Origin of the sequence: Nesterenkonia halotolerans (assembly GCF_014874065.1) — a bacterium.
GTDB classification, from domain to species: Bacteria; Actinomycetota; Actinomycetes; order Actinomycetales; family Micrococcaceae; genus Nesterenkonia; species Nesterenkonia halotolerans.
The window spans coordinates 1,141,388-1,155,990 of record NZ_JADBEE010000001.1 but is presented as its reverse complement, the minus strand read 5'-3'; the positions used below and the strand labels follow the sequence as shown (position 1 = coordinate 1,155,990).

The window sequence follows — 14,603 nt, the reverse complement described above, 5'->3', positions numbered from 1 at the left end:
ACGTTTGCTCCACGGACCCTCCCAACTCGTGTGTCTCCCTGGGGTTCTCACCGATCGCGCATTGTTGGACGACCTGTGTTGATGGCTACTCGGTATATGCAGATCCTGGACTGACGGCACCCGCAATTCTGGAGACTGCTGCGTCCAGTGCTGCCGTCACGGACTCAGTGTCTGTGGACTCTGAGTCATAAACGAATGCGGTTCCACCGCGTCGCATGCCGCAGAAATCGAAGATCCCGGTCTCGACCTGAGTGGCGAACGCCTGGGTGTATCCGTGTCTTTCGAAGGATCCGGCTGCCGTACCCGCAGTTGCCAGCACGTGGACTGTGAGGCGTCCCAGTTTCGGAACGAGCCGCCCAGCGGTGTCGAAGTCGAAGGCCCACCCTGCGATGAACACCCGATCAAACCACCCTTTCAACAGTGCAGGCATGGACCACCAATAGATCGGGAACACCAGGACCAGGTCAGAGACATGGTCCAACCGGTCTTGTTCGGCCACGACATCCGCCGCAGGGGCTCCGCGGCCCAGATAGAGCCGGCGGTCCTTGAGGGTGAACCTCGGATCGAAACCTTCCTGTGCCAGGTGACCAATCGTGGTGGTCTCGTGTCCCAGAGCATCCCGGAGGCGTGTGGCCGCGTGGTCGGTCAGTGATTCGGTGTCTGGGTGGGCGGTGATGATCAGAGTGCTCACTTCTGTCCTTCTGGGTCGTGTTGCGGCCTACCAGGGGCCTCCTCGTTGAGGGTGGTGAGGCTGTCGCGGACTTTCTCGAGGACGGCCTGCTGGGCCGGGGTGAGGTAGTTCGTGGTGTGTTGCTGGTAGATGCGCTCCGGGGGCTCCGAGAGGTCGGGCAGGTCTTGGGTCAGTGCAGGGAGTTCAGCAATGACAGGTAAGAACAGGTCGATGAGCTGGTCGGCAAGATCCAGGATCTCCTCCGATGTGCTCTCGACATCAAGGCTCGCCCAGGCCGTCATGGCCGCTGCCACGGAGGAGGCCCGGTCGGGGTGGCTGAGCAGCTCATAGATCGTTCTCAGGTAATCCTGTCCTTCCGGGCCGATGAGGTGCATCAAGAGAAGGGTGTGGTCCCGGTCGGTTGCTGCTGCGCTCTCGGGTAGACCAGATTCTCGAAGCACCCGGTGGAACGGGGCGAGCTCTGGGGGAAGATCGGGGAACGCTTCGTATCGTCTGAGATGGGCGAGCAGTTCGCGTTGGCGGGTCAGGTTCACGATCTGTGCCGCGTATTCAGCATCCAAGGCGTCAAAAACGGTATCTGGTGGGGGATCGGTGCCTTCTAGCATGGTCGCGATCTGAGGGAGGGAGAACCCGAGTCCGACCAAGCGGCGGATCCGCAGCACGGTGACCAACGCGTGAGTGTTGTAGTCGCGGTACCCGTTGCTGGACCGTGCTGGTTCCTGAAGGAGCCCTATCTGGTGGTAGTGGCGCAGTGTACGCACGGTGATACCGGCACGGCTGGCGAGGTCGCTGCTACGCATCCCGCATCACCTCTACCTCGTGATTGGTCCCCTCGGTGGGGACGGGTTTATCCAGGTTACGCATGGATCGGGCGCACATTGCCACGAGGAGCCCAAGGGACCACAGTGCGGCGAGCATCACCAGGGCAGTATGGAGACCCAGCAGCTCCGTCATGGCCCCAGCTAGGAAGATGCCCAAGGGCGAGGCTGCTGTGACGAACGTGTTCTGAGTGCCAAGGACACGTCCGCGTTTATCTTCTGGGATGCGTTCGATGGAGAGCACCCCGACCAGTGCCCCGAAGAGCCCGACCGAGAAGCCCAGCACGAAGGCGCCGAGAAAGAGTATCCACACCGACATCAGGGATGCCACGATCCCGAGGCCGAGCACACTGCCCAGAGAGCCTGTGACGAACCATCCGCGACGGGAACCTCGTGTTCCGGCCACGGCGTAGATCCCACCCCCGACCAGTGACCCTGCCGCGATAGCGCTCATGACCAGACCCAGCAGCCCGGGACGGTTGATCTCGGTGAAATACAGCGGAAGGATGATTCCTTGGAGCCCTCCAATGGCGATGACTGCGGAGGTGGTCAGGATGGTGGTGACCAGGACGAATTTGTTTCGGATCATCTCGGCCCACCCTTCACGCAGTTGCCCCCAGACCCGACGCACCGGGGCCCCGCTGACCGTGGTCGCCTCTTCGAGTGTCCCCACATGGTGGGGAATGAACAGGGTCAGCAGCGCAGCGGCCAACGAGGTGCCAGCAGTGACCCATAGGGCGGTGGTGCCGTCCCAGGTGGTGAGCATGAACCCTGCGGCTGCCGGGCCGACGAGGATAGCGACCGCGCCGAGTGCTTCGCGGGTGCCGGTGATGCGTTCCGCAGAGACCCCGCCGTGCCGGATCACGGCAGGCAACAGGGCTTCGCGTGCGGTGATCCCTGGGACATCCCCGATGGCGCCGATGATTCCAAACAGGACGAACCAGCCCACTGAGAGACCGGTGATCAGGTCAATCAGGGGGAGGGCTCCCATCGCGAGAGTGGAGATGAGGTCGGTCAGCACCGAAGAGGTGCGTCGATTGATCCGGTCGATGACCACACCCATGAAGATGCCGGCCAACACTGCGGGCACAATGGTCGCAGCCGCCACGGTGCCCGCTGCTAGGGCGCTGCCTGTTGTTTGGAGCACCAACAAGGGCAGCACGATGGCGGCGATCGAATTCCCCAACGCGGAAAGCGTGTAGGAAGCCAAGTATGTTGCGGGGAGAAGTGTCATGGGATGAGCTAAAACTATGACGCCGCGTCGGAGTCAACTGGATTAGCGTCAAACCTCATCGACTCCGGATCCACACCCGCCCGCTAGACCATCGGCTAGCGGGCGGCGGGGTGACATCGAACGCTGCGAATAGACCGCCACTCATAGAGGCGATTCACGCCATCGGACGTAAGGCCTCCCATGGAGGCGTGTCCCACCACCAGGAACTCGGACAGCCCTCACAGGCCCGCTGGGTAGGGTGATGGCAACTGCTACGAGCACTCCAGATCTGCGCGCACCTCTATGACCCGAGTCGGAGCATCCGGGTACCCGGCCTCCTCCAACCCCTCCCGCACCTTCAACCTCACTTCCTCGATATAGGCATACCCCTCAAGCTCATCCGGAGGAAGGTCTTGATCGCCGGACTGCGCATCAAGCAAGGTTTCCTCCCACCCTTCAATGTCTGCAGAGGAGACCGTCGCCTCTTCAAGAGCACGACTCGCCGCACTGGATGCTTCGGGTGGGACATCATCGGCCAAGGGGTCGAGCCACCATTGGGCGGTGCACTGGCTTCCCGCAGCATCGAAGGCTTCCATGCGGTCCGGCTCGCCTTGTCCAGGGATACAGGCAGTCAGTGCTCCAAGGCACACCGCGGCGGATATAAGCCGAACACCAGATCGCTTCATACTGTCACCGTACTAAGGGAAGCGCTTCTGGGTGAAGGTCCAGGTGAGGACGGGCCAGTCTGAGATGGCGGCGCGGTAAGTGATGACGCGCTGTCGTATCGGTGGCCAAACCGCCTCCGCTTGCCTAACACTGCTGTGATACGACAGGCCTGCTCACGGCATCCACCTGCGACATTTATCGTCGTGAGAACACCGCCACTTATCGCTGCGATTCACAGCCTCGATGCGCGTTGAGGGATGGCCTTACGTGCAACGGGTGATGCCCGACGCTGCGAATCACAGACGAATAGCACCGTGCACCAGCTAGCCCGATCATGCACTGCGACGGTCCTCATCAAGCCCGCTGATAACGTCGCCAGGTTCGCGCCGCGTGGAGCGATGACTACGGCTATTTATTCGAGAACTGAGCTGATCGCCAACGTCAAAATCTCAGTGGCAGATAAGCCCCAGCGCCGATTTGGTGCTGGGGCTTATGCCTGTGTCGAGCGCGAAGCGTTATTGAGGAGGATCCTGCGCCGGTCCACCCTGTTGCCCCCAGATGCCGCGATCCTCGGGTGTCTCGTTGTGCTGTGCTGGGCTCGCCGCGTTCTTGGCCCGCGCTCGGCGCTTCTCCGCAGCGTCCTCGAAGCGGCGTCGGGCCTTGGCCTCCACCTCAGCGAACAGGTCCGGGTGTTCCTCATTGAGGACCGTGATCATGATCTCTCTGATCCTGGAGGTCTCGGTCTCCTGACGGCGCTTGAGCACGGCGATCTTGGCGTCGTGGTCCTCCTGAGTCACCTCGATCTCGGCCTGGATGTGGGAGATTCCCTTGTTTAGCTTCTCGTTGATGCGCTCGTTGCGGGTTTTCTTCTTCGCCATGGGGTCCCTTTCAAAGGATCTTCACGATCCCAGTCAGCTATGAGCTGCTGGGTTGCTCGTGGCGATCGCGGTACCGCTTCTCTTCCGAACCCATGAGGGCTTCCTCTCGCTATCTCATAACAACTTCTCTAATTTTTATGAGTTAGGACCTAACTCATAACGCGCGACCCTGACCTGCAGTTATTCAGTGGTCGCGGTTTGTGGCGCGTCGCCGACCTGCTCGTATCGCCCAGTGCCTGCCAATGCTGCGTAGAGCGTGGAGCGTGAGACCCCGAGGTCACGGGCGACCGCAGCCTTAGGGACACCGAGGTCGATGCGCTCACGCGCCTCGGATATCTGTTCCTTGGTGAGCTTGGGTCCGCGGTCGTAGACGCCCCGCTCTTTAGCCAGCAGGATCCCCTCGGCCTGACGCTCCCGGATCGTGGCACGCTCCATCTCGGCCACGGCGGCGAGGATCGTGATCATGAAGCTGCCCATCTTGTCGTCGGTGTTCAGTTGCGGGTTATCCACGAACTCCACCGCAACGCCCTTGGCTTTGAGCTCCTTGATGATGTTCAGCAGGTCGATCGTGGAGCGGGAGAGCCGATCAGGACTCTTCACCCGGACGGTGTCCCCGGCTCGGGCGTAGTCGATCATCTCGGTCAGCTCCGGCCGATCACGGTTCTTGCCGCTGAGCTCGTCTGTGAAGGTCTTGTCCACGGTGCCGAGAGCGTCGATCTGCCGCGCAGGGTTTTGGTCCGCGGTGCTGACTCGGACGTATCCGATGATCTGGCCGGTGGCGCTCGACGACATTAAGACTTCCTCACATAAGTGTTAAAGGAAATATTACATCCACCCTGTTGTACACACAATAGCGCAACGAAAGAGATGTTTATTCAGGTGTACCCCGATGGACAGAGCTTGATGGATAGCCAGATAGCTGTGGAGATACCCCTAGCGAGACGGATAGTCAGCCAGGGAGCCGCCGGCGTTGCGCAGAAGATCTTCCGTCGTGACGCCCTGTCGCCGGGCGACCATATCCAGCGCGGCTGCGCTCTCCAGGCCGAAGATCTGAATCAGTGCACCCGGGTTCGACCCCACCACGCTGGGGTGCCCACCGTGGTGGGGCTTAGGTGGTCTCCGGCGTAGGCTGTGCTGACTCCTTCCCGAGCTCAGCGCTCGACGCCGGCGTCGGTAAGCTTCCTACCGCCGAATGCGGGGGCTCGGTAGAGCATGCTGGATTAGAGGCCCCTTTGCTTCCGGGGTTGGACGGGGTTCATCGAGAACGTCAGTCTCCATATTCCTGTTCACGAACATCCATGTAGGCCGACACAGAAATCTCGCTGGCTTGGACTCTGATGAGATCATCCATTGCATGAGGAACAAACAAATAGTCGCAGGCATCCTTGGAGTAGTCGTGCTTCTGAATACCGGGTGTGTGTCACCGGGAACGAATGGAACTTTCAAACCGACCCCCGAATCCTCGGAGACCCTACTCCCAGGAGGTCTGACGCAGGACTCCTACGACCGACATTTGCAGTGGATCCGAGGTCATGAGTATGCACCCCAGGGCACGACACTCGCTGATGCCCGGTTGGTCCTGCAGCAGTCGTACGACTACGAGGCGACGGCCCCGATGGGTATCTGTGACGGTGTTTCGATGACTGATCCGGATAGCGCCTACGAGCAACTCTTGCTCGATTCGGCGACCCGAGAGGGTTACCAGCTTGATCAGGTGTACGCAGAGAACGCTGGGGCGGACACCTTCCAGCCGGGTGAGGATTATTTGTTCGTGCAGGTGGCCTACGCGTTGTTCGTCGATTGTCCTGAAGAGACACCTGAGTATCACAAGTGGGTTGAGGATACGTTCCTCACCAGTTCTGAGACTGCGCCCGAAGATGATGAAGGGAGAACTTCCACTCCATCAACAGACTCCGATCCGGTTGAGGCTGAACTGACGGAAGACCCAGAGGCATGGCTCATGGAACATGAGCTGGCGCCACCTGGATTCGATCAGCGCGACGCCCGCGGGATCGTCAGGTTCTGGGATGGGGAGGGTCCTACGGACATATTGGACATGGATATGGAGGCGCTAGAAGGGCTCTGCACCATGCCCTCCACGGTTGACGACGAGGCGCTCAAGAAGGATCTGTACCAACTGATCGCCGATGAACTAGAGGTCATCAATGGAGACTTGTCCAAGTTCAGCCTCGTCTACCTCTACGCGTCACAGTGCCCGGAGAACCTCCCTAGCTACGAAGACTGGCTCGACGACGCGCTGTAGGCGCGGTCGTCTAGGCTGAGCTTGAACAGCACCGTAGGCACTGCCCGAGAATCCGCCTATCTGTCGATAGTGTTTAGGCATGGTGGATTTCTGGGGCGAAGGGGTGCCCAATTGGCTAATGTCTGTCAGCACGCTGCTCACACTGGTGGTAGCGGGCGTGGCCGCGTTCTTTGCGTATAAGGCGGCGCACTGGACGAAAGATCAGGCGGAAGCATCTCGGGACCAGGCGAAGTACGCGTTAGAAGCTTTGGAGGTCGCTCAGCGGGACTCGGAGTTGGCCAACGCGACCTCGGAGCGTCAACGCGCCGAGGCTGATCGCTCATACCGACTGCTGGTGGAGGCGCAGCTTGATTCTCTAGCCCCCGTCGTCTTGGCGACCGCCAGGCCCTCAAACTTTGGTCCGAACGGTGCCTATCTTTGGTCACACCGGTATGTGGGGGGTATTTGGGAGAGCAATTGGAACCCCATCACCGACGATCTTGAGGTCGGTGGCAATGAGCAACTCCAGTTCAGGTATAGCGCGGCCTTACGGTTCAGGAACGTTTCGGACACCGTGGCCCACATTGAGATCCTGGGCAACTCAGGAGGCAAGTTCCCTGACTACCCCGATTTCACCCTGCCCTCCGTCGTGGTGCCTCCCCACGAGGAGCGCTTCGTCAATTGGTCCCGCTACTGGCTATCAGATGCCCTGCGATCAGCGGAAATCCCGCAGGATCCGTGGCGGGATCACCTGAAGATGCAATTTCGAGTTCGCGACCAGGGCATGAATGTCCGAGACACCTATGAGTTCCTCGCAGACCTGAGGTTCTTCTCCCAAGACGGATCACGTCTCATCGTGAAGCCAAAGCAAGATCGCCCCTGGGATGAGAGCGTGGCGACTTCGATTCCCGGACGTGTGTATGAGCGTTTGGACCAACAAGGGACCCAGATGGCCCCCGAGCCGGGGGTTTAGAAATCTAGGCCTTGGTCACTTCGCCGTCGAGACCCTCGTAGAGGTCGAAGTTTCTTTCCCCGATGGGAGCTATGAGCGTGTCTATCGCGTCGGAGAGGGCCACCTCGGTGCCCCAGTCATTGACCTCGTAGGTGCGGATGCTCGGTGAGAACTGATTCGGGTCGGCCAGGAGCACTTAGAACTTCTGGTATTGCTCATCTCGGCCGGCCGGATCCTGCCTGCTGCCAGACGCCCGGCCTCGGCGATGGCCCCCTTGAGATCCTCGATCTGGGTCTCCGACGAGATGAGGCCATTGGTGAGGGCCTGGTTCTCATCGCCTGAGGAGGTGTGGACGTGAGTTCCTCGCGATCGACATCGAACTCAGCAGTCGCGGCGCGCTACTAAGGGTTCGCCCGGCCACCCTGTGCGAGGCGCTCAGCACCAGTCACAGCCTAGATCGGGCCCCAAAGCCGTGTGGTGCGTGCGATCGAGCTCAACTCCTCCGCTGAGAATGTTCGCTGCTACGAACGAGCCCTTCTGCGGCTCGCTGCCCCAGCTTGGCCCTCCGACCCTCGTGAGCCTGCAGGCCGAGCACTAGAATCTGTTGACTGGACTGTCCGGTCGCGACGGAAGGTGCGGGACATGGTGGAGATGAGACCCGAAGACGCCGCCCGGGGGACGCTCGATCGTCTGAACCAGGACCCGCAGACTCGACTGCTCACCGCGGATGAGATGGCTGTGTACGCCGATCGGAGTCGCAGCTGGCCCTCAGAGGCCGCGCGCGAGAGTCGACTGATCTCTGTCAGGCACGATGAGGAGACCTACTACCCCGCTTTCCAGATCGACCCGGTGCAGCGAGAGCCCTGGGACTGGGTCTCGACCATGGCCCGGATCTTGGAGAACGAGGAGATCACCGGCAGGTCATTCACCCTGTGGGCGGCGATACCTTCGTCGCGCTTCGGTCACGACACCCCGGCCACGCACACAGGTGACTCGGACTTCATGGCCAAGGCCGCAGCTGATCTGGCTGAACTATGAGTCGAATCCCGGCCATTCAGCTCCGCCAGCCCGATCAGCGCGTATCGCGGAAGCCCAGGCCTCTGCGTCGACGAGCAGGTACCGAGCTTTAAGGTTGCCGAGCGGACGCTGTTCACGCAAGAGGTCAACCACCGCCCAGCCCGCGAGAGCAACTCGGATTCAACGTGGTCCGCGAGCAGGCGGTGAGAGTCCTTGATGAAGCGGATCTCATCGTCAGAAGAAGAGTCACTGGCGCCTCTCTTTCATGAGACGCAGCGCAGCAGCCGTCGCCTTATTGGGCGATCGACGAGGTGGCTGTGGTGGACCTATCGAGAAGGTGAGACCAAGCGCGCGGACCACGTCGAAGAGCTTTGTCGCGTCAGGACCATCGATGGCACCGGTCTCGATGCCGATCAGCCATCGTCGCGAGACGTGGGCGAGCTTGCTCAGCTCTAGCTGGGTCAATCCGGCGGTCCGGCGGGCATCGCGAATCATGAGACCGACATCGCGAACGTTCCTCATCTCAGCCATAAATGTGACTGTACCTGCACTTTCGTGAAAGTGCACGTACGGTCACATTTGATCGAGAGCCCAAGCCCGTGACGATCCCGTAGACCGATGGGGCTCTAGTTGTACTGATTTGGTGTCGTTCTCGTGCCAATACTGTTCCTTGCTCCGGCTGAGCACCCGTTGTACTGATTTGGTGCGAATCTCGCCTCTTAATGGTGCAGATATCGCACCGACCCCGTATCGGCCTCACCTCGACCCGAGATCGGTCTCATAACGATGCGCCCCAGGGTGATAGCGATATGAGATCGACCTGATATCGGTGTCATACCGATGTGATCCCGGAGCGATAGCGATGTGCATTCACAGTGATAGCAATGTGCAGTCAGAGCGATAGCGATATGAGATCGACCTGATATCGGTGTCATACCGATGTGATCCCGGAGCGATAGCGATATGCAGTCAGAGTGAATGCGATGTGCATTCACAGTGATAGCAATGTGCAGTCAGAGCGATAGCGATATGCAGTCACGGTGACAGCAACGCAGAAGCGATCAGTACCCGAGGTCGCGGCGTCGGAACTGGGCTTCTCCCGGGTGCCGACGGGGCCTCAGAGAGCTCCATGAGAACGATCCTGGCGGAGTCTTGCTGGTGGTCCAGCAAAGACGCACTCTGCGATCACCGATCGGCGGCCAATGCGCGGTCATAGGTCCCCTGCAGGTTCACCCAGAAGCGCTCAGAGAGCTCGAAGCGCTGCGCGAGCAACGCGGCCACCTCAGCGGTGATGTCCTGGGAGCCCTGCGTGATCGAGATGAACTGCGCCGGGTTCAGGCCGAGCTCCTGTGCCACCTGCTCCGGTGCCAGCCCGAGCGGTTCGATGAACTCCTCCAGGAGGATCACCCCGGGGTGGATGATGTGTGTTGAGGAATCAACGGCAACAGTCTGTGGGCTGCTGGCCGCGTCGTAAGCCCGCGCACGCTCGAACTCAGCGTGGTCGGGGAGTTTCATCTTGGCCAGGCGCAGCACAGGACCTGGGGTGGTATGCCCGAGCTGCTCATCCAGTGCGACAGTGACGCGGGCACCCAGTATCTCTCGGTGCAGGAGCTCCAGAGCCTGCACCCGAGGAAGGTCTCGCCCGTACTGAGCACGTGCCAGGCCGCGTTGGGACGGAACCTTCATCTTGACCAACTTTCTCACGTTCTTCGGGCTCGGTCCGCCCAGCTGCTCATTCAGAGTGGAGGTGACCTGTGCAGACAGGATGTGCCAGCGCAGCTCGCTCCTGGCCAGCCATCGCCCGGGTTCTCGGGACGCTTCACCTGATCAGTATCCCGTGGCAGGAGCGAAGCAGGGAAGACCCTAACTCGTGCGTCCAAACGCCGATAAGCGACTCGTGCGTCGTCGTTTCCATGGAAAGGTGCCTCAAGACGATATTTACGAGTGCGGGCGACCCCTCCTAGAGAAAGGGGCAGGTCTGTTCTTGAGGTAGCTCGGAGATAGGCGGGACTGGTTGGGCAACGCACCTCCAGGGGCAAGTGGCAGATGGATGACCACACCGCCAGTTAGGTTTCACGAGGCGCCGCCGTTAGGAAACGAGTCCTTCGATCGATCGAACTGCCGCCGACGCGGCACCGCTCGGTGGCTGAATCGTAGGTCTTCCTTCCCGAAGTTCACACGCGGTCCGGGTCCGCGCATTATGAACAGGTAATGTCCAGTTATGACCGCTACCACTGAGAAACCAAACATGACGGCCCTACTTTCAGCAGTCGACTCTCTCCCTCTAGAATTTTTCACGGCCTACCGGGGTGGTTACCCGAATTCGATCGGGCTAGCACTCGTAGACGCCGTCTATTCCATCCAGGCCTCCTATGATTCGGAACACTCGGGCAAGGGCGTGCTCAACCGGGTGAAACAGTTCAGGTCCGATCACTCCAACGCGGTTGACGACCTATGTGTACTTGCCGATCTGGACGAAGATGCCATCCAGAAGGTCATGGGGGAGGGCAAGACCAGCCAGCGGACCAAGAGTGGGGCAGTCCTAGAAGCTGCGCGAGCATTAGCGGCGCTGGAACCTCCGATCGTCCGGGCTGCGGATTTCACAGCGGAACGCCGTGAGGACGCGCGGGGGGCATACACGCGGGTGCACGGACTCGGTAAGGTCACCTTCACCTACTTCACTATGCACCTGGGGGTGCCGGGGGTGAAGGCAGACTCGCTACTGACTCGTTTCGTCGCTCGCCACGCCTACGGAGATAAGTCTTTGAAGCTGAGTTCAGACCATGTCGTCGCTTTGGTCAACCAGGCCTACGAATCTCGTCCCCAGATCGCCGAGACCGTGACGCACTTTGAGCATGCGCTTTGGCGCGCGGAAAGCAAGGGTGACGCCAACTGACGGATCCACGCCAAGTGAAGTGCTTCAGTAAGAGTCCGAGAATCCTCACCGCTGAGTGGAGGGGGCTGTGTCGGGGAAGTGCCTGGGCTGATGGAGCGAAGGTCGCGAGTCCCCTGGGGCGGGTTTAGCCACTGGTCATCTGTTGCAGGCGCGTGTCCGGGGCGCCGGGGTCCCTTCGTGGGCAGGTGCAACTAGATGCCGGCGCAGGGCGCTGCATATGGACGGAGTTCAGAGCCCGGCGAGCAACTTCGTTTTGGCCGCAGTGAACTCATCGTCAGAGAGGATTCCGTCTCTGTGTAGGTCAGCTAGCTCGCGGAGCCGCTCCGAAAGGGTCGGACTCGTGGCGGTCGGAGCAGGGTGCGTCTCGACCTGATGAGGTTCTGTCGGAGCTTGAGGTGCCGCTACATCGACGATGTCGATGACCGAGTTCCCTGCGGTCTCTAGAACCAGACCCACCTCGTTGTGCCCTTTGAGGCTCCTGTTCATCACACCGTTGTGGACCTGATTTATCAGTGTGTAGATCTCTTTGTCAGTAACGATGGTCAAGAAGGACTTCCGCGCCTCGTTCTTGGCGAGGTGTGCGATCCCCGCGGCCGCGAGCCCAGGAGCACTGCTTTTCATGAAGGCCCTGCCGCCCTTCATCAGTCCGGACACCGCTGGGCCAAGTGAACTTTGAAAGCCGGAAGATTGCTCCTGCCCAGGCTGTGTGAACTTGATCGAACGCAGCTGTTCGTACGGCGTCTTCTTGGAGATCTTGGCGGGTTGCTGCGCATTGTCTGAGGCCGTCGCGACGCGGACGTAGCCGCCCTGGTAAATCTCGACTGCCGAGGTGCCGAAGACGCCACTTGTAACGAGCGGGCCAGCAGCCTCCGCGTCCGCCAGGAACTTGCGGCCCAGCTCTTCTCTCGCAGCCTGCCTGTCCGTGGAGGCCTTCTTGACCGCCGCTCCGAGCTTGGAGAAGGCGCCTTCCTTCTTCTTTCCCGAGTTGACGGTCGCCGGGTCTTGATCCGCGTTCCAGCCTGTCGGTGTCTGATCCTCCATGGATAGATTCTGACACAGCCCGCAGCTCACGCGAGGTCGTCGTCGGCGAGCCACGAAGCTAGGGCGCTCGTGATTCTGTCGCATTGCTTTCGAAGGTATGTTCGATAGATACTGAGGCTCCCATGCGTATCGAACAGATCCAGAGTCTCGATGAGACCGACGTAGCTCGGGGCCTCTTGCGGGCTCCTGAGTCTGTGGCTGCTGGTTATCCGTCCCCGGCTCAGGATTACCAGACGGCTCCGATCAACCTCTCTGAGTACCTCATCCGAGATCTCAACAGCACTTTCCTTGTCCGGGTCTCGGGTGACTCGATGGAAGGTGCGGGGATCAGTGACGGCGATGAACTGATCGTGGATCGTTCACTGACCGCGGGAGACATGTCCGTAGTGATCGCTATTCTCGACGGTGAAATGACCGTGAAGCGGCTGAGGCTCATCAATGGGGGAGTGGTGCTCCAAGCGGAGAACCCCTCCTACCCCCCGATCGAGGTTCAGGAGCTCTCAGAACTAGATATCTGGGGAGTCGTCGTCAAGTGCATCCACAACGTGTAGCCGACCCGACTGAGCGCGCGGGCCGTGACTTCATAGGCCTCATCGATGTCAACAGCTTCTACGTCTCGGCTGAGCGAGTCTTTGACCCCAAACTCCGGGACCGCCCCGTAGTGGTGCTTTCAAACAACGACGGGTGCTGCGTGGCGCTCAGCAAGGAAGCAAAGGCCCTCGGTATCCCGATGGGGGAGCCGTGGTTCAAACTCGCAGCCTCGGCCGCACGGTTGAACCTGGTGGCCAAGTCCTCAAACTATGAGCTCTACGGGCAGATGTCGGATCGCTTTATCTCGGTCCTGCTGGACTGCACGCCGGAGGTGGCGCAGTATTCGATCGATGAGGCGTTCGTGAAAGTCCGCGGCACTATGTCTGAGCTTTTGAGCTGGGCGAAGATGGTGAAGGACCGGCTCTGGAAGCACCTGGGTCTGCCGGTGTGCGTGGGGATCGGGCGCGCCAAGGTCTTGGCCAAGCTCAGCAACCGGGCAGCCAAGAAGCTCGACCATCTAGGTGGGGTATGTGTCTGGGAATCCGTGCCCGAGCGGCATGGAGAGCAGCTCCTGTCCAATCTCCCCGTGGATGAGGTCTGGGGAATTGCCGGTCGCATGGCGAAGCGGTTCAACGCAATGGGTATCGAGACGATCCAGCAGCTCCGGGATGCGGACCCGGTGATGATCCGGGACCGGTTTAACATCGTGATGATGCGCCTGGTCCTTGAGCTGCGTGGGGTGCCGTGTCTTCCCTTCGAAGAAGCCACCGAGATCAAGGATCAACTGATCTTCTCGCGGTCCTTCTCTGAGCCGGTGACTACTCGGGCGACGATGGAACAGGTTCTGGGGATCTATGCCCAGCGTGCCTCGGCTCGGCTTCAGAAGCATCATCGTCAGGCCAAGGTCGTCACTGTGTGGGCGATGACCAGCCACTTCAACGCTGATGGCGCCCATGGACCGTCGGTGACGATCAAGTTGCCCAGTGCCACGGCGGACCCAGTGATCTTGACGCGAGCGGTGAAAGCGATTCTGCCGAAGATCCACGAAGGGGTCCGCTACGCGCGCGCCGGGGTGGTCGTGACAGATCTTCGAAAGACTGGGCTGGAGCCGACCTTTGACGTGTTTGCGGACGCGCACGAGGACCGTGGGATCGGACCGCTGATTGAGTCCATCCGCACGAAGCTCGATCAACCGGCTATCGGCCTCGGTGCAGCGGGATTAAAGACTGGTCCTGCGTGGGAAATGCGTCGAGAGATGCGGAGCCCTCGATATACGACCCATTGGGACGAGCTGCCGGTCGTTCACGCGGTTTAGGATCGTCCTCCTGGACCGCGCCAGCGGGTTGCCTCCCGAATGTTGGACTAGACCAAGTACCCGGTGGAACGGTTGGCATGGAGATAGATGGGCAGCTAGATAGACGAGGAGATTGATGGGTAGCCAGATATCTACCCACCTAGAGGTTTGGCAACGTTGCCTGCGAGCAGTCTCTCCGGGTTGAAGTCCCACCCTGCATCACCGGTCCCAGAGGGGCGCACGGCTTAGGCCCAGGCCTCAGCGTCGACGAGCGGGTGCCGCACGTTGGGGCGGTAGGCCTGAATGTGATCCCCTCCGGTAGTCATCTGCAATGATTATTCTTCTGTTCTCTCTATGAATTCAG

At 60.4% G+C, this 14,603-nt stretch carries 16 protein-coding genes; 6 read left to right on the top strand and 10 right to left on the bottom strand.

What is annotated here, in order from left to right; translation table 11 throughout:
- Positions 1–85: 85 nt before the first annotated feature.
- The 6 genes from H4W26_RS05280 to H4W26_RS05255 all read right to left on the bottom strand — a co-directional run bounded on the left by H4W26_RS05280 (position 86) and on the right by H4W26_RS05255 (position 5,058).
- A complete protein-coding gene (locus H4W26_RS05280) occupies positions 86–691 on the bottom strand; it encodes an NAD(P)H-dependent oxidoreductase (RefSeq protein WP_192591065.1) in 606 nt (201 codons plus the stop codon).
- Positions 688–1,491 carry a MerR family transcriptional regulator gene (locus tag H4W26_RS05275; protein ID WP_192591064.1) on the bottom strand — a complete coding sequence of 268 codons (804 nt, stop codon included), beginning with the start codon at positions 1,489–1,491 and terminating at the stop codon, positions 688–690. Before H4W26_RS05275 ends, H4W26_RS05280 begins: the two co-directional genes overlap by 4 nt.
- Positions 1,484–2,743 carry an MFS transporter gene (locus tag H4W26_RS05270; RefSeq protein ID WP_192591063.1) on the bottom strand — a complete coding sequence of 420 codons (1,260 nt, stop codon included), beginning with the start codon at positions 2,741–2,743 and terminating at the stop codon, positions 1,484–1,486. Before H4W26_RS05270 ends, H4W26_RS05275 begins: the two co-directional genes overlap by 8 nt.
- Before the next feature lie 251 nt (positions 2,744–2,994).
- Positions 2,995–3,318, bottom strand: a complete 324-nt coding sequence (locus tag H4W26_RS05265) for a hypothetical protein (protein WP_192591062.1) — start codon at positions 3,316–3,318, stop codon at positions 2,995–2,997.
- A gap of 585 nt (positions 3,319–3,903) precedes the next feature.
- Positions 3,904–4,266 carry a hypothetical protein gene (locus tag H4W26_RS05260; protein ID WP_192591061.1) on the bottom strand — a complete coding sequence of 121 codons (363 nt, stop codon included), beginning with the start codon at positions 4,264–4,266 and terminating at the stop codon, positions 3,904–3,906.
- Between the two features lie 180 nt (positions 4,267–4,446).
- Positions 4,447–5,058 (bottom strand): recombinase family protein, encoded by a 612-nt coding sequence (locus H4W26_RS05255; RefSeq protein ID WP_192591060.1) that lies wholly within the window; start codon positions 5,056–5,058, stop codon positions 4,447–4,449.
- Between the two features lie 535 nt (positions 5,059–5,593).
- Here H4W26_RS05255 and H4W26_RS05250 point away from each other — a divergent pair.
- Together H4W26_RS05250 and H4W26_RS05245 are read left to right on the top strand one after the other, a co-directional pair.
- The gene (locus H4W26_RS05250; RefSeq protein ID WP_192591059.1) at positions 5,594–6,529 is read left to right on the top strand and encodes a hypothetical protein; all 936 of its coding nucleotides are present in this window, start codon (positions 5,594–5,596) and stop codon (positions 6,527–6,529) included.
- A 79-nt stretch (positions 6,530–6,608) separates the two neighbouring features.
- On the top strand, positions 6,609–7,481 hold the full coding sequence (locus tag H4W26_RS05245; RefSeq protein WP_192591058.1) for a hypothetical protein: 873 nt from the start codon (positions 6,609–6,611) through the stop codon (positions 7,479–7,481).
- Positions 7,482–7,485: 4 nt separating this feature from the next.
- Here the strand turns inward: H4W26_RS05245 and H4W26_RS05240 are convergent, their stop codons facing one another.
- The gene (locus H4W26_RS05240; protein WP_192591057.1) at positions 7,486–7,656 is read right to left on the bottom strand and encodes a hypothetical protein; all 171 of its coding nucleotides are present in this window, start codon (positions 7,654–7,656) and stop codon (positions 7,486–7,488) included.
- Between the two features lie 446 nt (positions 7,657–8,102).
- Here H4W26_RS05240 and H4W26_RS05235 point away from each other — a divergent pair, with 446 nt between their 5' ends.
- Positions 8,103–8,498 (top strand): hypothetical protein, encoded by a 396-nt coding sequence (locus tag H4W26_RS05235; RefSeq protein WP_192591056.1) that lies wholly within the window; start codon positions 8,103–8,105, stop codon positions 8,496–8,498.
- A gap of 225 nt (positions 8,499–8,723) precedes the next feature.
- Here the strand turns inward: H4W26_RS05235 and H4W26_RS05230 are convergent, their stop codons facing one another.
- Positions 8,724–9,008 carry a helix-turn-helix domain-containing protein gene (locus tag H4W26_RS05230; RefSeq protein ID WP_192591055.1) on the bottom strand — a complete coding sequence of 95 codons (285 nt, stop codon included), beginning with the start codon at positions 9,006–9,008 and terminating at the stop codon, positions 8,724–8,726.
- 654 nt (positions 9,009–9,662) lie between these two features.
- On the bottom strand, positions 9,663–10,163 hold the full coding sequence (locus H4W26_RS05225) for a HigA family addiction module antitoxin (RefSeq protein ID WP_192591054.1): 501 nt from the start codon (positions 10,161–10,163) through the stop codon (positions 9,663–9,665).
- A gap of 535 nt (positions 10,164–10,698) precedes the next feature.
- Here H4W26_RS05225 and H4W26_RS05220 point away from each other — a divergent pair.
- Entirely contained in the window at positions 10,699–11,373 is a 675-nt protein-coding gene (locus H4W26_RS05220) for a hypothetical protein (protein WP_192591053.1), read from the top strand.
- A 228-nt stretch (positions 11,374–11,601) separates the two neighbouring features.
- Here the strand turns inward: H4W26_RS05220 and H4W26_RS13705 are convergent, their stop codons facing one another.
- On the bottom strand, positions 11,602–12,414 hold the full coding sequence (locus H4W26_RS13705) for an SHOCT domain-containing protein (protein ID WP_225939606.1): 813 nt from the start codon (positions 12,412–12,414) through the stop codon (positions 11,602–11,604).
- Between the two features lie 122 nt (positions 12,415–12,536).
- Here H4W26_RS13705 and H4W26_RS05210 point away from each other — a divergent pair, with 122 nt between their 5' ends.
- Entirely contained in the window at positions 12,537–12,965 is a 429-nt protein-coding gene (locus tag H4W26_RS05210; protein ID WP_192591052.1) for a LexA family protein, read from the top strand.
- Positions 12,947–14,260, top strand: a complete 1,314-nt coding sequence (locus tag H4W26_RS05205; RefSeq protein WP_192591051.1) for a Y-family DNA polymerase — start codon at positions 12,947–12,949, stop codon at positions 14,258–14,260. Before H4W26_RS05210 ends, H4W26_RS05205 begins: the two co-directional genes overlap by 19 nt.
- Positions 14,261–14,603: the final 343 nt, after the last annotated feature.